This window comes from Atlantibacter sp. MEI4A-1023, assembly GCF_056155425.1.
The window spans coordinates 3,791,778-3,811,885 of the sequence record NZ_CM149568.1 but is presented as its reverse complement, the minus strand read 5'-3'; the positions used below and the strand labels follow the sequence as shown (position 1 = coordinate 3,811,885).

The following is a 20,108-nucleotide window of genomic DNA, read 5'->3' as shown; positions in this document are numbered from 1 at the left end:
TATTTGCGCATGCGCCTGAAACAATAATGACTCAAACGGTTAACCGGCATTACAAACAGACCGGTACGGGTATCGTTAATTGCATTTTCTCGGCGGTTAACGTCGCCTTCCAGGCAACGATTTCCACCCCTTTTTGCTGTGCTTCACTGAGCAACATCGCGTATCGGGGGTCGATGTGGCGCGCCGGAGAGACCTGTTCAATCGCCGAATGCAACACGGCGAATAACAGGACGGCACGTTCGCCGTTCTCCACCACACTCATCAATTCACGCAGGTGTTTTTGGCCCCGCACCGTGACGGCGTCGGGAAAATACCCTTGCGAATTATCCGATAACGTTACTGATTTCACTTCAATATAGCAGTTAACCTTGCAACCTGCCTGTAACATGAAATCAATACGGCTGCGCTCTGCGCCGTACTTAACTTCGCTTAAGACCGCCGAATATTCAGAAAATTCACCCAGATGATTTGCCAGTAGGGCTTCCTTCACCAGCTGGTTGGCGCGCAGCGTGTTCACGCAGATGAAATGCCCCTGCTGAGTCTGGGTTAACTCCCAGGTGTGCGGATACTTACGCGTCAGATTGGGCGAGGTGGAATACCACACGGTATCGCCCGGCGTGGCGCAGCCGGTCATCGCGCCGGTATTAGGGCAATGCAGGGTCAGCAGCGCGCCGTCGGGCGTGACGACATCGGCCAGAAAACGTTTGTAACGCTTAATCAGCGTGGCGGATTGCAGCGGGGGAGAAAACTCCATAATCGATCCTTTTTATAATAGCGACCAGCGCTCCAGCGGCTGGTAATGCGTACGGCCCTGGCTGAACTGCGAGGAATAGAGCACGAATTCGGTCACCGGAAAGGCCCAGTGAAAGCCCGGCGCCGGGATCGCTACCTGATGCGCAGCATTCCGCAGTAGCGTGACATGCGGATGAAACGGCTGCGGGCTTTGATAGCAGCCGCTGCGTGCGGCCTGGGCGCGCAGCAGATTAGCCAGTTGCAGTAACCCGCGCGGCGGCTGGCGGCTGCCCAGCCAGACCACCCGCGAACGCGGCCAGTGCCCGGCATCATCCAGCGCCAGGGTAAACGCAGGCTGCTGGATGCGCCCGGCCAGCGTCATCAGCGTTTGCTGCTTTTGCTCGCTGACTTCCCCTAAAAACGCCAGTGTCAGGTGTAAATTCGCCGCCGCGATGGGGCGGCCCGCGTTCGGGGCGAACTGCGCGGCGCGCCACTGGATCACCTGCTGTTGGATCGCAGCGGGGATCTCAAGCGCGAAAAATAGCCGTTTGGGCTCAGACATGGCAGTTCTCGGTAATGGTTTGAGGGGATGCTACAATGCGCCCGTTTTAATGTTAACCCTTTTGATGTGAACCCCAGGGAGCTCTCTGTGTCGTCATTGCCGGTCGCCGCCGTTTTACCCCATCTGCTGGATGCCCTGCAATCCGCCCCGCAAGTGCTGCTCAGTGCGCCCACCGGCGCAGGCAAATCTACCTGGCTGCCGCTACAGCTGCTGAAGGCGGCGGGCCTCAATGGCAAAATTCTTTTGCTGGAACCGCGTCGTCTGGCGGCGCGTAACGTCGCCCAGCGTCTGGCGGAGTTGCTGGATGAAGCGCCCGGTGAAACCGTTGGCTACCGGATGCGTGGCGAAACCTGCGTTGGGCCAAAAACGCGTCTGGAAGTGGTCACCGAAGGGATTTTGACGCGCCTGATCCAGCAGGACCCGGAACTCACCGGCATCAGTCTGGTGATCCTCGATGAATTCCACGAGCGCAGCTTACAGGCCGATCTGGCGCTGGCGCTGCTGCTGGATGTGCAGCAGGGACTGCGCGACGATCTCAAAGTGCTGATTATGTCTGCCACCCTGGACAACGCCCGCCTGGAAGCCCTGTTACCCGAGGCGCCGATTGTGGCGTCAGAGGGGCGCGCGTTCCCGGTAGAGCGGCGCTGGCAGCCGTTGCCCAGCCAGTTGCGCACTGAAGAGGCGATTGCCATCGCGACGGCGCAGTTGTTACGGGAAGAATCCGGCTCGCTGCTGCTGTTTTTGCCCGGCGTAGCGGAAATCCAGCGCGTGCAGGAACAGCTGGCTGAGCGTATCCCTGGCGATGTGCTGCTGTGCCCGCTGTACGGGGCGCTGCCGCTTAGCGAGCAACGTAAAGCGATCCTTCCCGCGCCCGCCGGGTTTCGCAAAGTGGTGCTGGCGACCAATATTGCCGAAACCAGTTTGACCATCGAAGGGATTCGCCTGGTGGTGGACAGTACCCTGGAGCGTGTGGCGCGTTTTGACCCACGCAGCGGCCTGACGCGGCTTATCACCCAGCGCGCCAGCCAGGCGTCGATGATCCAGCGCGCCGGTCGCGCCGGGCGGCTGGAGCCGGGCATCTGTCTGCATCTCACGGCGAAAGAGCAGGGCGAGCGCGCGGCGGCCCAGGCGGAGCCGGAAATCCTGCAAAGCGATCTCAGCGGATTATGGCTGGAGTTGTTGCAGTGGGGCTGCCAGGATGTCGTGCAGCTCAACTGGCTGGATACGCCGCCTGAAGTTAACCTTGCCGCCGCCCGCACGTTACTCGAACAGTTAGGCGCAATAAAGGAAGGGCGATTAACCGCGCGCGGTCTTCAGATGACAAAATTCGGCAACGATCCCCGGCTGGCGGCAATGCTGGCGGCAGCGGATTCCGCCGATCAAAAAGCCACCGCCGCCTGGCTTGCCGCGCTGCTTGAAGAACCACCGCGTAACAGTAACAGCGATTTAGCCAGCGCGTTTTCGCGCAGCCAGCACAACTGGCAGAGCCGCAGCCAACAGTTGCTAAAGCGCATGGACAGCCGTGGCGGCGCGCGGGATATCGCCCTCGCGCCGAAGCTGTTAGCCATCGCGTATGGCGACCGCATCGCCCGGCGGCGCGGGCTGGATGGCCGCTATCAGCTCGCTAACGGCATGGGTGCGCGTCTCGATCCTGACGATGCGCTGACCCGCTATGAATGGCTGATCGCCCCACTGCTTTTGCAGGGCAGCCACTCGCCGGATGCGCGCATGTTGCAGGCGCTGGCGCTGGATATTGACGCGCTGACCGCCCAGTGCCCGCAGCTGCTGCGCCAGCAGGACAGCGTAGAGTGGGACGATGCCCAGGGCACGCTGAGAGCGTTTCGCCGCCAGCAAATCGGCCAGTTAGTGGTCAGGAACCAGCTGCTGGCGCGCCCATCGGAAGAAGAATTACATCAGGCGATGCTTAACGGCATCCGTGAAAAAGGGCTGGCGGTACTGAACTGGAGCCCGCAAGCCGAGCAATTGCGGCTACGCTTACACTGCGCCGCGCAATGGCTGCCTGAATATTGCTGGCCTGATGTTTCAGATCCGGCACTTTTGGCTACACTTGAGCGCTGGCTGTTGCCGCAACTCAGCGGCGTGCACTCGCTGCGCGCCTTGCAGAACGTCGATTTAAGCGCGGCGCTCGGCAATCTGCTGGAGTGGTCGCAGCGTCAACGTCTGGATAGTGCGCTGCCAACTCATTACACTGTGCCCACCGGAAGCCGGATAGCCGTGCGCTATCATCAGGAAAACCCGCCCGTGCTGGCGGTGCGGATGCAGGAAATGTTCGGCGAAGCGGCGACCCCGGTGATTGCCGAAGGCCGCGTTCCGCTGACACTGGAGCTGCTGTCGCCCGCCCAGCGCCCGCTGCAAATCACCCGTGATTTGAGCGCTTTCTGGAAAGGATCGTACCGGGAAGTACAAAAAGAGATGAAGGGGCGTTATCCAAAACATGCCTGGCCGGACGACCCAGCCAGCGCGTTGCCGACACGCCGCACCAAAAAGCATCAGCCGTAACGGGATGCCGGTACTTTTGAGAGATTTCTTCTTTCGCGGCGACGTGAAAGAACCAAGAATCAGGCCCTCGCGCCTGAACGTAGTGGAGAGAAAGCATGGCGGGGAATGACCGCGAACCCATCGGGCGTAAAGGGCGACCTTCACGTCCGGTGAAACAGAAAGTGACCCGTCGTCGTCTCAGAGATGATGAGTACGACGATGAATATGAAGACGATGCAGACGAGGAGCCAATGCCCCCACGGAAAGGCAAAGGGAAAAAGCCGCAGAAAAAGCGCCGCTGGCTATGGCTATTGCTGAAAATCTTGCTGGTACTGCTTGTGGTGCTGGTGATTTACGGCGTTTATCTCGATCAGAAAATCCGCAGCCGCATCGACGGTAAAGTCTGGCAGTTGCCCGCCGCAGTCTATGGCCGGATGGTCAACCTTGAGCCGGATATGCCCGTCAGCAAGCAGGAGATGGTGCAACTGCTCGAGGCGACGCAGTATCGCCAGGTGACGCGAATGACGCGCCCGGGCGAGTTTACCGTGCAGGCCAACAGCATCGAGATGATCCGCCGCCCGTTCGATTTCCCGGACAGCAAAGAAGGGCAGGTGCGCGCGCGTCTGACGTTCAGCAAAGATCGTCTTGAAACTATTGAGAACCTCGACAGCAAGCGCCAGTTCGGCTTCTTCCGCCTCGATCCGCGCCTGATCACCATGCTTTCTTCGCCGAATGGCGAACAGCGTCTGTTCGTGCCGCGCAGCGGCTACCCGGACCTGCTGGTGGATACGCTGATCGCTACCGAAGACCGCCATTTCTACGAGCATGACGGCATTAGCCTCTACTCGATTGGCCGTGCGGTGCTGGCGAACCTGACCGCCGGGCGCGCCGTTCAGGGGGCGAGTACGTTGACCCAGCAGTTAGCGAAAAACCTGTTCCTGTCGAGCGAGCGCACCCTGTGGCGTAAGGCTAACGAAGCCTATATGGCGCTGATCATGGACGCCCGCTACAGCAAAGACCGCATCCTTGAGCTGTATCTGAACGAAGTGTATCTCGGCCAGAGCGGCGATAACGAGATCCGCGGTTTCCCGCTGGCCAGCCTGTATTACTTTGGCCGCCCGGTTGACGAACTGAGCCTTGACCAGCAGGCGCTGCTGGTGGGCATGGTGAAAGGCGCGTCGATTTATAACCCGTGGCGTAACCCGAAAATGGCGCTGGAGCGCCGTAATCTGGTGCTGCGTCTGTTGCAGGAACAGAAGGTTATCGACCAGGAGCTGTATGACATGCTGAGCGCCCGTCCGCTGGGCGTGCAGCCGCGCGGCGGGGTGATCTCTCCGCAACCGGCGTTTATGCAGATGGTGCGCCAGGAGCTGCAAACCAAACTGGGCGATAAAGTGAAAGATCTCTCCGGCGTGAAGATCTTCACCACCTTTGATTCTGTGGCGCAGGATGCGGCGGAAAAAGCCGCTATCGAAGGCATTCCGGCGCTGATCAAACAGCGTAAGCTGAGCGATCTGGAAACCGCGATGGTGGTGGTCGACCGCTTCAGTGGCGAAGTCCGCGCGATGGTCGGCGGGGCGAATCCGCAGTTTGCTGGCTATAACCGCGCTATGCAGGCGCGCCGCTCTATCGGTTCACTGGCTAAACCGGCGACCTATCTGACCGCGCTCAGCCAGCCGAACCAGTATCGCCTGAATACCTGGATTGCCGATGCGCCGATTTCGCTGCGTCAGCCGAACGGCCAGGTGTGGTCGCCGCAAAACGATGACCATCGTTACAGCGGCCAGGTGATGCTGGTGGATGCGCTGACCCGCTCCATGAACGTACCGACGGTGAATCTGGGGATGGCGATTGGCTTGCCTGCAGTCACCGAAACCTGGCTGAAACTGGGCGTGCCGAAAGATCAGCTACACCCGGTTCCGTCAATGCTGCTGGGTGCGCTGAACCTGACGCCGATTGAAGTGGCCCAGGCGTTCCAGACCATCGCCAGCGGCGGCAACCGCGCCACGCTGTCAGCAGTACGCTCGGTGATTGCCGAAGACGGCACCGCGCTGTTCCAGAGTTTCCCGCAGTCTGAACGTGCGGTACCGGCGCAAGCGGCGTATATGACGCTGTGGACCATGCAGCAGGTCGTGCAACGCGGTACCGGGCGTCAGTTGGGCGCGAAATTCCCTGGCCTGCATCTGGCCGGGAAAACCGGTACCACCAACAATCAGGTGGATACCTGGTTTGCCGGTATCGATGGCCGCGAAGTGGTGATCACCTGGGTAGGCCGCGACAACAACCAGCCGACCAAGCTGTATGGTGCCAGCGGTGCGATGTCGATTTACCAGCGCTACCTCAGCAACCAGTCGCCGATCGCGCTGGATCTGACGCCGCCGGAAGACATCGTTAATATGGGTGTGGACGACCAGGGTTACTTCCTGTGCGGCGGCGGCGGAATGCGTTCGCTGCCGGTGTGGACCACCAACCCGGATGCGCTTTGCCAGCAGAGCCGCCCGGTAGAGCCATCGGGTAACCCGTTTGACCAGTCATCACCGTCGCAACCGCAGCAGCCTCAGCAACAGCAGCAGGCTCCGGCGCAGGAACAGAAAAGCGATGGCGTGGCAGGCTGGATCAAAGACATGTTCGGCAGTAACTAACGCAGCCATAAAACGCGTATAAGGGCGGGATCATCCCGCCCTTTGTTTTGCGTGATTCTCACCTTTTTCACATCCCTGTAACCGCCTCAATACCCCGCTATAACCTACTTTTAGCAAGGTGATTATTTCTTGTTCCCTCAGTGAAATCAGGGGCGTGTGCTGCTTGCTATGCAAACAGCGTTTCGCATATTATCCTGCGGTCATAATAATAATTATCGTTTACGTTATCATTCGTCATATTCACGTAGAGAAAATCCAATGGCGCGTCCAGACACTGCTCAGCCAGTCAATACCTCACTGCGTAAAGTCGCAGTGATGATAGCCACAGCAGTCGGCAGCATTTCTGCTCCGGTTTTTGCGGCTGACACTACCCAGAAAGAAGATACCATCACCGTTACCGCAGCGGCTCCGCAGGAAAGCGCATGGGGCCCGGCGGCTACCATCGCGGCCAGACAATCGGCCACCGCCACTAAAACGGATACCCCAATCCAGAAGGCACCGCAGTCTATTTCCGTGGTAACTGCCGAAGAGATGGCGCTGCATCAGCCGAAATCCGTGAAAGAAGCCCTGAGCTATACGCCGGGCGTCGCCGTGGGAACCCGTGGCGCATCCAACACCTATGATTACCTGATCATTCGCGGTTTCGCCGCCGACGGCCAGAGCCAGAATAACTATCTGAACGGCCTGAAAATGCAGGGCAATTTCTATAATGATGCGGTGATTGACCCCTATATGCTGGAACGCGCCGAAGTGCTGCGCGGTCCGGTTTCCGTACTGTACGGAAAGAGCAACCCTGGCGGCCTGTTGAACATGGTCAGCAAGCGCCCGACCACCGAGCCGCTGTATGAAGTCCAGTTCAAAATGGGCACCGACAGCCTGTATCAGACCGGCTTCGATTTCAGCGATGCGCTGGATGACGACGGTGTTTACTCCTGGCGCTTAACCGGCCTGGCGCGCTCGGCGAACGCCCAGCAGAAGGGTGCGGAAGAGCAGCGTTACGCCATCGCGCCGTCATTTAGCTGGCGTCCGGATGACAAAACTAACTTTACCTTCCTCTCTTACTTCCAGAACGAGCCGGAAACCGGCTATTACGGCTGGCTGCCGAAAGAGGGCACGGTATCTACGCTGCCGAACGGTAGCCGTCTGCCGACCGATTTCAACGAAGGCGCGGATAACAACACCTACTCGCGTAACGAGAAAATGGTGGGTTACAGCTTCGAACACGGCTTTAACGACACCTTCACCGTGCGTCAGAACCTGCGTTATGCGCAGAACAAAACCTCGCAGAACAGCGTTTACGGCTATGGCATGTGTTCCGATCCGCTGTACACCGGCGATCCGGCTAGCGGCCCATGCGCAACCATTGCGCCGTCAGAATGGGGCCATACCCTGACGCGCCGCTATGTAGACGACGACGAGAAATTAGAGAACTTCGCGGTTGATACCCAACTGCAAAGCACCTTCGCTACCGGCTCCGTGGACCACACCCTGCTGACCGGCGTCGACTTTATGCGCATGCGTAACGACATCAACTCCTGGTTTGGTTGGGCGGGTTCCGTGGCGTCATCGGATATCTATAACCTCGACCGCAGCGACTTTGATTTCGGTGCTCACCCTGGTCCTGGTGCCGCTTACCGTGTGCTGAATAAGCAGAAACAGACCGGCGTCTACGTGCAGGATCAGGCGCAGTGGGACAAGGTGCTGGTGACCCTGGGCGGCCGTTACGACTGGGCGGAGCAGGATTCGTTGGATCGTGAAGCGAATGTCCAGCACTCGCGTAATGATAACGAGTTCACCTGGCGTGGCGGCGTGAACTATCTGTTCGACAACGGCGTGACCCCGTACTTTAGCTACAGCGAGTCGTTCGAACCGGCCTCTACCGTGGGTGCGGATGCCAATATCTTCGCGCCGTCTAAAGGCAAACAGTACGAAGCGGGCGTTAAATACGTACCGGAAGATCGTCCGATCGTGCTGACCGGCGCGGTGTATCAGCTGACCAAAACCAACAACCTGATGGCCGACCCGGCGGGCTCGTTCTTCTCGGTTGAAGGCGGCGAGATCCGCGCGCGCGGCGTTGAGCTGGAAGCCAAAGCGGCGCTTTCCGCGAGCATCAACATAGTAGGTTCTTACACTTACACCGATGCGGAATACACCACCGATACCAACTACAAAGGCAACACCCCGGCCCAGGTGCCAAAACACATGGCGTCTCTGTGGGGCGATTACACCCTGTTTGACGGCCCGCTCTCTGGCCTGACCCTGGGCACCGGGGTTCGCTATACCGCTTCCAGCTACGGCGATCCGGCGAACTCTTTCAAAGTGGGCAGCTACACCCTGGTAGATGCACTGGTCCGCTACGACCTGGCTCGCGTGGGTATGGCTGGCTCCAACGTGGCGCTTCACGTCAACAACCTGTTCGATCGTGAATACGTCGCCAGCTGCTTCAATACCTATGGCTGCTTCTGGGGCGCGGAACGTCAGGTTGTCGCGACTGCGACCTTCCGTTTCTGATCCGTTTTCGGGCACGGTACGCCGTGCCCTTTATCAAGTTGATGACTATGCAGGATAAACAAACGCATCCCGATACCACCTTTTCTCTGCGCGATATCACTTTCCGGGTGCCAGGCAGAACCCTGCTTCATCCGCTCTCATTGACCTTTCCTGTCGGTAAAGTGACGGGACTGATCGGCCACAACGGTTCCGGTAAATCCACCCTGCTCAAAATGCTTGGCCGCCATCAGAAGCCGTCCGACGGCGATCTGCTGCTCAACGATTTACCCCTGGACCAGTGGAGCAGCAAAGCCTTTGCCCGCCAGGTAGCCTATCTGCCGCAACAGCTACCGCCCGCGGAAGGCATGACGGTACGCGAACTGGTGGCGATTGGCCGCTATCCGTGGCACGGCGCGTTAGGGCGTTTCGGCGTCGCCGATCGTGAGAAAGTGGAAGAGGCTATCGAACTGGTCGGGCTGAAGCCGTTCGCCCATCGCCTGGTGGACAGCCTGTCCGGCGGCGAACGCCAGCGGGTGTGGATTGCGATGCTGGTGGCCCAGGACAGCCGCTGTTTATTGCTGGATGAACCGACATCGGCGCTGGATATCGCCCATCAGGTGGACGTGCTGGCGCTGATCCACCGTCTGAGCCAGCAAAAAGGCTTAACGGTGATTGCCGTGCTGCATGACATCAATATGGCGGCGCGCTACTGCGATTATCTGGTTGCCCTGCGCGGCGGCGAAATGATTGCCCAGGGCGAACCCGCCGCCATGATGCAGAGCGAAACCCTCGAACGCATCTACGGTCTTCCTATGGGCATTCTCCCTCATCCCGCGGGCGCGGCCCCGGTGAGCTTTGTTTACTGATGTCAGACTCCCTTTTAACGTTAATTTCCCGTCGTCGCCTGGTAACGGCGATGGCGTTATCACCGCTGCTGTGGCAAATGGGCACCGCCCGCGCCGCGACGGTCGACCCGCATCGCGTGGTGGCACTGGAATGGCTGCCGGTAGAGCTGCTGATGGCGCTCGGCGTAATGCCTTACGGCGTGGCGGATATCGTTAACTACAGAATGTGGGTCAATGAGCCCGCGCTGCCGGATTCGGTGATCGACGTCGGGCTGCGTACCGAACCGAATCTGGAACTGCTGGCGCAAATGAAGCCGTCCATGCTGGTCTGGTCCACGGGCTATGGCCCATCCGAAGAGACGCTGCGGCCTATCGCGCCGGGGCGCGGATTTAGCTTTAGCGACGGTAAACAACCGCTGACCAAAGCGCGTAACTCACTGCTGGAGATGGGCGAGCTGCTGGGGCTTTCCCAGGCGGCGCACGCGCATCTGGATAAGTTTGACGCTTATCTGGCGCAGATGAAACCCCGCTTTGCCGGGCGGGGCAATCGCCCAATCCTGATGATGACCCTGATGGACGAGCGCCACGTGCTGGTGATGGGTGAGAACAGCCTTTTCCAGCAGGTCATGGACGTGATGGATATTCCCAACGCCTGGCATGGTGAAACCAATTTCTGGGGCAGCGCCGTGGTGGGTATTGAACGCCTTGCGGCGGTGAAAGACGCCGATGTGCTGTGCTTTGAGCACGGTGATGATGCGCTGATGGCGCGTATCGCCGCCACCCCGCTGTGGAAGGCGATGCCGTTTATCCGCCAGCAGCGTTTCCAGCGCGTGCCCGCCGTGTGGTTCTACGGCGCGACCCTCTCCTCGATGCATTTCTGCCGGGTGCTGGATGCTGCGCTGGGAGGCAAAGCATGAGGGCCAAAAGCAATCTGTTCGCGCCGGTACTGCTGTCGGTGATGTTTCTGGCCGGGCTGTGGCTCACCTGGTTTAACCTCAATCATCAACTGCCGCGCGACCAGTGGAGCGCGGCACTGTGGCATCCCAGCCAGGATGCCCTCGATCAGATGCTGTTCCACTACAGCGCGTTGCCGCGCCTGGTGCTGTCGCTGCTGGTTGGCGCGGGGCTGGGGCTGGTGGGCGTGCTGTTCCAGCAGGTGCTGCGCAACCCGCTGGCGGAACCGACCACGCTCGGCGTGGCGACGGGCGCGCAGTTGGGTATCGCCATCACCACGCTGTGGGCGCTGCCCGGCGGTTATATGACCTCGCAGTTCGCGGCGCTGGCGGGCTCGGCGCTGGTGGGGCTGATTGTTTTCGGCGTTGCCTGGAATAAACGGCTTTCGCCGATCACGCTGATTCTGGCGGGGCTGGTGGTTAGTCTGTACTGCGGCGCGGTGAATCAACTGATCGTAATTTTCCATCACGACCAACTGCAAAGCGTGTTTTTGTGGAGTACCGGGGCGCTTAACCAGACCGACTGGAGCATTGTTTCCCGGCTGTGGCCGCAACTGCTGGGCGGGGTGATGCTGACGCTGCTGCTGCTGCGCCCGCTCACCCTGATGGGGCTTGACGACGGCGTGGCGCGCAATCTGGGGCTGGCGCTGTCCGTGGCGCGGTTAGCGGCGCTGGTGCTGGCAATCGCCATCAGCGCCCTGTTGGTTAACGCGGTGGGGATTATCGGCTTCATCGGCCTGTTTGCGCCGCTGCTGGCGAAAATGCTCGGCGCGCGCCGCCTGCTGTCCCGGCTGATCCTCGCGCCGCTGATCGGCGCGCTGATCCTGTGGCTGTCGGATCAGATGATTGTCTGGCTGACCCGGGTGTGGATGGAAGTCTCGACCGGCGCGGTAACGGCGTTAATTGGCGCGCCGCTGCTGCTGTGGCTGCTGCCGCGTTTGCGCACCCAGAGCGCGCCGTCTCTCGATGCGGGCGACCATATCCCCACGGAACGCCAGCACGTGCTGTTATGTAGCCTGGCGGGCGTTGGGGTGCTGTTGCTGATGATTGCCGTTGCCCTGACGTTTGGCCGCGATGCGCACGGCTGGACGTGGGCCAGCGGCGATCTGCTGCGGGACCTGCTGCCGTGGCGCTGGCCGCGCGTACTGGCGGCGATGACCGCAGGCTGTATGCTGGCGGTGGCGGGCTGTATTATCCAGCGGTTGACCGGCAACGCCATGGCGAGCCCGGAAGTGCTGGGCATCAGTTCCGGCGCGGCGTTTGGCGTGGTATTGATGCTGTTCCTGGTGCCGGGAGATGCCTTTGGCTGGCTGCTTCCCGCCGGGAGCCTGGGCGCGGCCGCCACGCTGCTGATTATCATGATCGCTGCCGGACGCGGCGGGTTTTCCCCGCACCGGATGCTGCTCGCCGGGATGGCGTTAAGTACCGCCTTCACCATGCTGCTGATGATGCTTCAGGCCAGCGGCGATCCGCGCATGGCGAAAGTCATCACCTGGATTTCCGGCTCGACCTACAGCGTCACCGGCCAGCACGCGGTATACAGTTTTATCGTGATGGCGGCGCTGCTGGCGCTGACGCCGCTGTGCCGCCGCTGGTTAACGGTATTGCCGCTGGGCGGCGATACGGCGCGGGCGGTGGGAATGGCGCTTACGCCGTCGCGCGTGGCGTTGCTGATGCTGGCATCCGGCCTGACGGCGGCGGCGACCATGACCATCGGCCCGTTAAGTTTTGTCGGGTTGATGGCCCCGCATATCACCCGGATGATGGGTTTCCGTCGCGCGCTGCCGCAGTTGGTGATTTCCGCGCTGCTTGGGGGGCTGCTGCTGGTGGTGGCGGACTGGTGTGGGCGCATGGTGATGTTCCCGTATCAGATCCCGGCAGGGTTACTCTCGACCTTTATCGGCGCGCCGTACTTCGTGTATCTGCTGCGTAAGCAAAGCCGGTAAAGTTCTGGCCTCTTTCGCCCTGAAAGGGGTCTTATTCTGCCGGAACCGCACTGGCGATAAATTCGCGCAGCCACTGGTGCGCCGGGTCGCGGTGCATCCGCTCCGGCCACAGCATCATCTTCTCAAACCCGGCAATTTCAATTGGCGCGTCCAGTACGCGCAGCGCCGGATCGTCGCGCACCAGCCGTTCCGGCAACAGCGCCACCAGATTAGTACGGCTCAGCACGGCGCTGACAAAGCTGAAGTGCGGTACGGACAGTACGACCTTACGCGACAGCCCTAACGCCGCCAGCGCCTCGTCGGTGCTGCCGACAAATCCGCCGCCATCGGGCGAAACGATCACATGTTCCAGTTGGCAAAACTGCGCCAGATCCGGTGCGTGTTGCAGTTCGGGGTGATCGTGGCGGCACACCAGCCGGTAATTTTCATAGAACAGCAAGCGGCTGCGCAGTTCCGGCGGCGCGCCGGTACGGGTGAAAATCGCCAGATCGAGTTTGTCATGCTCCATCGCGGCGGAAAGCCGGGTCGAGGGCACCTCCAGCAGCGCCAGACGACAGTGCGGCGCGGCGTTACGTAACCTATCCAGCACGGGCAGTAATACTGAATATTCGCTGTAATCCGATGCGGCGATATGCCAGGTGAGCGCCGCCTGAGCAGGATCGAAAGGCAGCGGCGAGGCGATGGCGTGATCCAGTGCCTGAAGCGCCTGGCGCAACGGTTCCCGTAGCGCGTCGGCCCGCGCGGTGGGGCGCATTCCGCGCGGCCCCGGCAGCAGTAGCGGATCGCCTAACGATTCGCGGAGTTTAGCTAACTGTACGCTGACCGAGGGTTGTGAAAGATGCAGACGCGTCGCCGCGCGGGTGACGTTTTGCTCAGTCAGCAGCGCATCCAGCGTCAGCAGCAAATTCAGATCCAGACCGCTGAGATTGTTCATCGCTATACCTGATATTAAGGCTATTCATTTTCACTATACCTGACGATGAGCGATGCTGGCGTCACTTTTCATCAGGAGACAGAGTTATGAACGTATTGATTGTCTATGCCCACCCGGAACCCCATTCGCTCAATGGCGCACTAAAAAACGTGATGGTCGGGCAGCTTACCGCGCTGGGCCATCAGGTGCAGGTTTCCGATCTGTATGCCATGAACTGGAAGGCCTCGCTGGATGCGGCAGACTTTCCTCTCGATCGCCAGGGCAAGCCGTTCGATCCAGCGGAGGATTCGCGGACCGGTTACGAGCAGGGATTACAGACCCCGGATATCACCCGCGAGCAGGAGAAACTGCATTGGGCGGATACAGTGATTTTTCAGTTCCCGCTGTGGTGGTTCACCATGCCTGCCATTATGAAGGGCTGGTTTGAGCGTGTGTACGCTTACGGTTTTGCCTATGGCGTGGGCGAACACTCCGATAGTCACTGGGGCGACCGCTATGGCGAAGGCAACATGACCGGCAAGCGCGCCATGTTGGTGGTCACAACTGGCGGTTGGGAGAGCCATTACCACCCGCGCGGCATTAACGGCGATATTGATGGCATTCTGTTCCCCATCCACCACGGGATGCTGTGGTATCCGGGTTTCGACGTTCTGCCGCCGCACGTGATTTATCGCGCCCATAAGATGGATGAACAGCGCTTTCAGGAAGAGTGCGAAAAACTGGACGCGCGGATGAAAACCCTGGAGCAAACCACGCCGCTGCCGTTTCGTCGCCAGAACTTTGGTGATTATCAGATCCCGTCGTTAATCCTGAGGCCGGAACTGGCGGAAGGGGAGAGCGGATTTAGGGTTCATCTGCAACGCTGAAGGGAAAGCGGCCCGCGCCGGATAGCGCGGGCCTGAGTATTACAGTTTGGCAAACACCTGGCGCGCCGCGTCGAGGGTGTTATCAATATCTTCTTCACTGTGCGCCACGGACATAAAACCCGCTTCAAACGCCGACGGTGCCAGATACACGCCTTCTTCCAGCATCAAATGGAAGAAACGCTTAAAGCGCTCAACGTCGCAGCCCAACACGTCCTGATAGCAGGTCACGCTCGGCGCATCGGTAAAGAACAGGCCGAACATCCCGCCGACATGGTTCACCACCAGCGGAATACCCGCCTCCTGCGCCGCTTCGCGCAGGCCTTCCGCCAGACGAGTGGTCAGGTCGGTCAGGGTAGCGTGAATACCCGGCTGGGCCACCTCGGTCAGGCAGGCGTAACCCGCCGCCATGGCGATCGGGTTGCCGGACAGTGTACCCGCCTGGTAAACCGGGCCGGTCGGCGCCAGGGCTTCCATGATTTCACGGCGTCCGCCGAACGCGCCCACCGGCATACCGCCGCCGATGATTTTACCCAGGCAGGTCAGATCCGGCTCCACGCCGTAATAAGACTGCGCGCCAGCCAGCGCCACGCGGAAGCCGGTCATCACTTCATCAATAATCAGCAGCGCGCCGAATTCATCGCACAGCGCGCGCAGGCCCGGCAGGAAGTCCGGCTGCGGCGGGATACAGTTCATATTGCCCGCGACCGGCTCGACGATGATGCAGGCGATGTCCTGCGGATACTGCTCAAACGCCTCGCGCACCGAAGCGAGATCGTTGTAGGTGCAGGTCAGGGTATGTTTGGCGAAATCCGCCGGCACGCCTGGTGAGTTCGGCTGGCCGAGCGTCAGCGCGCCGGAGCCCGCTTTCACTAACAGACAATCGGCGTGGCCGTGGTAGCAGCCTTCGAATTTGATGATCTTGTCGCGATGGGTGTAACCGCGCGCCAGGCGGATTGCACTCATGGTGGCTTCGGTGCCGGAGTTCACCATTCGCACCATATCCATCGTCGGCACCAGTTCGGTGACCAGCTGCGCCATTTTGACTTCCATCTCGGTGGGCGCGCCAAAGCTTAAACCACGCTGGGCGGCTTCGATCACCGCGTTACGGATGGCGGGGTGGTTATGTCCCAGCACCATCGGACCCCAGGAGCCCACGTAGTCGATATAGGCTTTTCCGTCGGCGTCATACAGGTACGCCCCGTCGGCGCGCTCAATGAAAAGTGGTGTTCCCCCTACGCCGGTAAATGCGCGTACCGGTGAATTAACCCCGCCAGGGATAAGCTCGCGTGCGGCAGCGTAGAGATGTTCAGACTTACTCATGAATCGGCTCCTGATTCGTGGAATGGGTAACAAGGGGCTATTCTAAGGGATCCACGGAAGGTAATAAAAGTTTTGCCCGATTAAAGCATCATAATTCGAAGGGATTTTCCTCGCGACGTCTGGGTTCAGGGCGAGTAAAATGCCGCGCGTAAAAAATCTACCTAAAAATGATGATGTATGAATTCTGAAAACTCCTCGTTTGAAGTACAGCAGTTTGTCCGCCTGACGCGCCGCGAGCGGATCCGGCAATTACTCAATCGCGATAAAACGCCCGTCGCCATCCTGTTAATGGCCGCGGTTGTAGGCACGCTCACCGGCCTGGCAGGCGTGGCATTTGATAAAGCCGTGGAATGGGTCCAGCTAAATCGCATGATGCTGCTGGCCAGCACGGCGGACCGCGAATGGCTGGTCTGGCCGCTGGCGTTTATCGTCTCGGCGCTGTTAGCGATGTTCGGTTACTGGCTGGTGCGCCGTTTTGCGCCGGAGGCGGGCGGCTCGGGCATCCCGGAAATCGAAGGCGCGATGGAAGAATTACGCCCGGTGCGCTGGTGGCGCGTGCTACCGGTGAAATTTTTCGGCGGGATGGGAACGCTGGGCGCGGGCATGGTGCTGGGGCGCGAAGGGCCGACGGTGCAGATTGGCGGCAATATCGGGCGCATGGTGCTGGATGTTTTCCGCATGCGCAGCGCAGAGGCACGCCATACCTTACTGGCAACCGGCGCGGCGGCAGGCCTTTCCGCCGCCTTTAACGCGCCGCTGGCGGGCATTCTGTTTATCATCGAAGAGATGCGCCCGCAGTTTCGCTACAGCCTGATCTCGATTAAAGCGGTATTCACCGGCGTGATTATGTCGAGCATTGTGTTCCGGGTGTTCAACGGCGAAGCGGCAATCATCGATGTGGGACAACTCTCCAACGCGCCGATTCATACCCTGTGGCTGTATCTGGTGCTGGGGATGATTTTTGGCATTGTCGGGCCGCTGTTTAACGCGCTGGTGCTGAAGGCGCAGGATATGTTTGCCAAAATCCATGGTGGGAATATCACGAAGTGGGTGTTAATCGGTGGGACGATCGGCGGGCTTTGCGGCGTGCTGGGGCTTATCGATCCCAGCGCGGCGGGGGGCGGCTTTAATTTGATCCCGATTGCTGCGGCGGGCAATTTTACCGTTGGGATGCTGCTGTTTATCTTTATCACTCGTATCATCACCACGGTGCTGTGTTTTTCTTCTGGCGCGCCGGGCGGAATTTTCGCCCCGATGCTGGCGCTGGGGACGCTGCTGGGTACCGCGTTCGGCATGGCCTGTATCGCCTGGTTCCCGGCGTGGCAACTGGAGCCAGGCACTTTTGCCATCGCCGGAATGGGGGCACTGTTCGCCGCCTCGGTGCGCGCGCCGCTGACCGGTATCGTGCTGGTTCTGGAAATGACCGACAATTATCAGCTCATATTGCCAATGATTATTACCTGCCTGGGTGCCACACTGCTGGCGCAGTTCCTGGGCGGCAAGCCGCTCTATTCCACTATCCTGGCGCGGACATTAGCCAAACAGGAAGCGGAGCAGCAGCAGGCCGCACGACCGGAGAATACTTGAACGATTTACCAGGGTATTAGATAATGACCAAAAGATTGGGTGATATCCGTCATACTTCTGGCCGTTTCTGTTCCGGGACCGCCTCCAGGATTCGGTTAATTACCCGAATCGCCGTATCAATGGGAGCAAATAATGAGTGATGACGTAGCGCTGCCTCTGCAATTTACCGATGCAGCAGCCAATAAAGTAAAAAGCCTGGTTGCCGATGAAGAGAACCCGAACCTGAAACTGCGTGTATATATCACCGGTGGTGGTTGCAGCGGCTTCCAGTATGGTTTTACCTTTGATGACCAGATCAACGAAGGTGACATGACCATTGAGAAACAGGGTGTCGCGCTGGTGGTTGATCCGATGAGCCTGCAATATCTGGTGGGCGGCGCGGTGGATTACACCGAAGGTCTGGAAGGTTCCCGCTTTGTGGTGACTAACCCGAACGCCACCAGCACCTGCGGCTGCGGTTCTTCATTCAGCATCTAAGCCGTAACGTCGATAAAAAAAGCCGTGATTGCATCACGGCTTTTTTGTTTTCAGGCGCGGTCATCCAGCGCAAACGTCGGCAGTTTTAAATGCCAGCGGATCGCCGCCAGGCGGATCGTCAGCGTCACCACCATCCCCACCATACTGGCCTGCTCTAACGGCATGCCAAACAGATAGAAAGCGTTGGCATGAACGATGCCGCCGATAATGCAGGCGGTAGCGTAGATTTCGGTACGCAGGATCATCGGCACTTCGCGGGCCAGCACGTCGCGAATAATCCCGCCGCCCACGCCGGTCAGCACGCCCATACACACCGCCACCAGCGGGCCGGTTCCGGCCATAAAGGCTTTGTTCACCCCGATACCGACAAATACCGCCAGCCCGACGGCGTCCAGCACCGGCAGCACCCATTTCGGCAGGCGGCGCGGCTGGCGCACCAGCACAATGGTCAACATACAGGTCACCATCGCCACCACCAGGTCGGTGGGATCTTTAACCCAAAACACCGGGCCGTGGGCGAGGGCCATATCGCGGATGGTGCCTCCGCCTACGGCCGTGACGACGCCCAGCACCAGTACGCCAAACGGATCCATCCGCAGCTTACCGGCCAGTAAAACCCCTGAAATAGCAAAAACGGCAGTACCAATGATATCCAGCCAATAGACCAGCATTGCTCACCCTCAGTTCGTTGTTTCCGCCATCGCCTGGCAGAGCTGTTTTGCGGCGAGGATGATACGCGGGCCTGACCGTTCAAACCAGTCGTCGTGAAGGGCAATAACCGGAACTTTGAGCTGGTCATGCCAAAATTGCGATGTTTTTGGGATATTGCGCTGTTCCCCGGCCACCACGATGGCCTGCGGTTTACGCATTAGTACCTGTTCACGGCTCACCTGCGGCCAGGGGACGCGGCTGTCGGCGAAGATATTTTCACCACCACACACTTCCAGGATCTGGTTTTGCAAGGAGGATTTACCGGAGGTAAACAGCGGATGGTCGCCGAACTGCATAAAAACGCGGGTTTTCGGTTTGTCAGCATACTGTTTTCGCAGGGCGGCAAATTCCTGTTCGAGCTTATCGGCAGCGGCGTTGGCCTGCTCTGGCGCCGGGCTCCACGTTGCCAGCTTGCGCAGCGCGGCGACAATATCCTCCACGGTCAGCGGGTCGAGCCACAGTACCTCGATGCCCAGCGCGTTAAGCTGGTTAACCTGGCGTTCAGGATTACCGCCGCGCCAGGCGACGACCAAATCCGGTTTCAGCGCCACGATGCGCTCGAAATTCATGCCCTGCCAGTTGGCGACCTGCTCAAGCTTTTTGGCAGCCTCCGGGTAATCGGAATAGTTGCTGACGGCAATCGGCGTGATCCCCGCGGCAAATGCCAGTTCGGTGTTGCCGGGTGACAGGGTGATCACACGCGGCGCGGCAAACAGCCACGCCGGGAAGAGGAAAAGGGCGCACAGCGCCCCGAAGCGTTTTAGCTTAGCCATGCTGGAGCTGTTGGAGCAGCGTTTCAACCATCAGGCTGGACTGCTTCGCCGCCACCGTCAGGAACTCGTCAAAGCTGAGGTGGGACTCCTGATCGGCCACGTCGGAAATGGCGCGTACCACCACAAACGGCACTCCGAAGTTGTGGCAAACGTGCGCCACGGCGGTGGCTTCCATTTCTACCGCAATGGCATTCGGGAAATGCTGGCGGATTTTCGCCAGGTTTTCCGCGCCGTTAATAAACGCATCACCGCTTACCACCAGGCCGCGCACCGCGTGAAGGTCCAGTTTCTGAATGCAGGCTTCGGCTGCGGCAATCAGTTTCTCATCGGCTTTAAAGCCTGCCGGGCAGCCCGGCAACTGGCCGTATTCGTAGCCGAACGCGGTAACATCGGCGTCGTGGTAGCGCACATCTTCAGACACCACGATATCGCCCACTTTCAGGGTCGACGCCAGGCCGCCTGCGGAACCGGTATTGATAATGACGTCGGGTTTGCAGTGTTCCAGCAGCAGGGTTGCGCCCATCGCCGCCGCAACTTTACCAATTCCCGATTTCAGCAGCGCCACGTCGGTTCCGTTTAAGGTTCCGGTATAAATTTCGCAACCGGCAATGTTCAGCGTTTGACGGTTTTCGATTTTGTCGCGCAGAAGGGTAACTTCTTCTTCCATTGCGCCAATGATGCCTGCTTTCATAGAGATACTCGCTAAATGTTAGATTCAGGGGCATAGTCTATCATGGCAATGACAGGGAAATAATTCGCTTCTGATTAAGA

The 20,108-nt window shown here is 59.6% G+C and carries 16 protein-coding genes; 9 read left to right on the top strand and 7 right to left on the bottom strand.

All coding sequences use genetic code 11. The features are described 5' to 3' along the window. Positions 1-49: 49 nt before the first annotated feature. Positions 50-754 (bottom strand): DNA/RNA nuclease SfsA, encoded by a 705-nt coding sequence (sfsA, locus tag ACVV26_RS18060; RefSeq protein WP_474798581.1) that lies wholly within the window; start codon positions 752-754, stop codon positions 50-52. 12 nt (positions 755-766) lie between these two features. Then, the gene (thpR, locus tag ACVV26_RS18055) at positions 767-1,294 is read right to left on the bottom strand and encodes an RNA 2',3'-cyclic phosphodiesterase (RefSeq protein WP_474798580.1); all 528 of its coding nucleotides are present in this window, start codon (positions 1,292-1,294) and stop codon (positions 767-769) included. 87 nt (positions 1,295-1,381) lie between these two features. On the opposite strand from thpR, the gene hrpB reads away from it, so the two are divergent. From hrpB to fhuB, 6 genes are all read left to right on the top strand, one after another. Next, a complete protein-coding gene (hrpB, locus tag ACVV26_RS18050) occupies positions 1,382-3,814 on the top strand; it encodes an ATP-dependent helicase HrpB (protein ID WP_474798579.1) in 2,433 nt (810 codons plus the stop codon). A gap of 95 nt (positions 3,815-3,909) precedes the next feature. Next, a complete protein-coding gene (gene mrcB / locus ACVV26_RS18045) occupies positions 3,910-6,435 on the top strand; it encodes a bifunctional glycosyl transferase/transpeptidase (RefSeq protein WP_474798578.1) in 2,526 nt (841 codons plus the stop codon). A gap of 258 nt (positions 6,436-6,693) precedes the next feature. Then, complete coding sequence (gene fhuA, locus ACVV26_RS18040; protein WP_474798577.1) at positions 6,694-8,946, top strand: ferrichrome porin FhuA; 2,253 nt, start codon at positions 6,694-6,696, stop codon at positions 8,944-8,946. Positions 8,947-8,993: 47 nt separating this feature from the next. Next, complete coding sequence (gene fhuC / locus ACVV26_RS18035) at positions 8,994-9,791, top strand: Fe3+-hydroxamate ABC transporter ATP-binding protein FhuC (protein ID WP_312984900.1); 798 nt, start codon at positions 8,994-8,996, stop codon at positions 9,789-9,791. Next, complete coding sequence (gene fhuD / locus ACVV26_RS18030; RefSeq protein ID WP_312984898.1) at positions 9,791-10,687, top strand: Fe(3+)-hydroxamate ABC transporter substrate-binding protein FhuD; 897 nt, start codon at positions 9,791-9,793, stop codon at positions 10,685-10,687. The genes fhuC and fhuD overlap by 1 nt, the downstream gene beginning before the upstream one ends. Then, a complete protein-coding gene (gene fhuB, locus ACVV26_RS18025; protein WP_474798576.1) occupies positions 10,684-12,669 on the top strand; it encodes a Fe(3+)-hydroxamate ABC transporter permease FhuB in 1,986 nt (661 codons plus the stop codon). Before fhuD ends, fhuB begins: the two co-directional genes overlap by 4 nt. Before the next feature lie 31 nt (positions 12,670-12,700). Here fhuB and ACVV26_RS18020 read toward each other — a convergent pair whose 3' ends face one another. Beyond that, on the bottom strand, positions 12,701-13,603 hold the full coding sequence (locus tag ACVV26_RS18020) for a LysR family transcriptional regulator (RefSeq protein WP_474798575.1): 903 nt from the start codon (positions 13,601-13,603) through the stop codon (positions 12,701-12,703). An 86-nt stretch (positions 13,604-13,689) separates the two neighbouring features. Between ACVV26_RS18020 and ACVV26_RS18015 the strand changes: the two genes are divergently transcribed. After that, complete coding sequence (locus tag ACVV26_RS18015) at positions 13,690-14,469, top strand: NAD(P)H-dependent oxidoreductase (protein WP_474798574.1); 780 nt, start codon at positions 13,690-13,692, stop codon at positions 14,467-14,469. Between the two features lie 39 nt (positions 14,470-14,508). Here ACVV26_RS18015 and hemL read toward each other — a convergent pair whose 3' ends face one another. Beyond that, entirely contained in the window at positions 14,509-15,789 is a 1,281-nt protein-coding gene (gene hemL, locus ACVV26_RS18010) for a glutamate-1-semialdehyde 2,1-aminomutase (RefSeq protein ID WP_474798573.1), read from the bottom strand. Between the two features lie 177 nt (positions 15,790-15,966). Here hemL and clcA point away from each other — a divergent pair, with 177 nt between their 5' ends. Both clcA and erpA read left to right on the top strand, forming a co-directional pair. Further along, the gene (clcA, locus tag ACVV26_RS18005; protein ID WP_474798572.1) at positions 15,967-17,376 is read left to right on the top strand and encodes a H(+)/Cl(-) exchange transporter ClcA; all 1,410 of its coding nucleotides are present in this window, start codon (positions 15,967-15,969) and stop codon (positions 17,374-17,376) included. A gap of 132 nt (positions 17,377-17,508) precedes the next feature. After that, entirely contained in the window at positions 17,509-17,853 is a 345-nt protein-coding gene (erpA, locus tag ACVV26_RS18000; protein WP_125293614.1) for an iron-sulfur cluster insertion protein ErpA, read from the top strand. 50 nt (positions 17,854-17,903) lie between these two features. On the opposite strand, the gene ACVV26_RS17995 is transcribed toward erpA, so the two are convergent. From ACVV26_RS17995 to mtnN, 3 genes are read right to left on the bottom strand one after another with little or no spacing between them, the layout of a single operon-like run. Next, positions 17,904-18,524: a TRIC cation channel family protein gene (locus tag ACVV26_RS17995; protein WP_183169486.1), complete on the bottom strand. Its 621-nt coding sequence runs from the start codon at positions 18,522-18,524 to the stop codon at positions 17,904-17,906. A gap of 9 nt (positions 18,525-18,533) precedes the next feature. Beyond that, positions 18,534-19,337, bottom strand: a complete 804-nt coding sequence (gene btuF, locus ACVV26_RS17990; RefSeq protein WP_312984885.1) for a vitamin B12 ABC transporter substrate-binding protein BtuF — start codon at positions 19,335-19,337, stop codon at positions 18,534-18,536. Further along, the gene (gene mtnN, locus ACVV26_RS17985; protein ID WP_312984883.1) at positions 19,330-20,028 is read right to left on the bottom strand and encodes a 5'-methylthioadenosine/S-adenosylhomocysteine nucleosidase; all 699 of its coding nucleotides are present in this window, start codon (positions 20,026-20,028) and stop codon (positions 19,330-19,332) included. Before mtnN ends, btuF begins: the two co-directional genes overlap by 8 nt. Between the last annotated feature and the right edge of the window lie 80 nt (positions 20,029-20,108).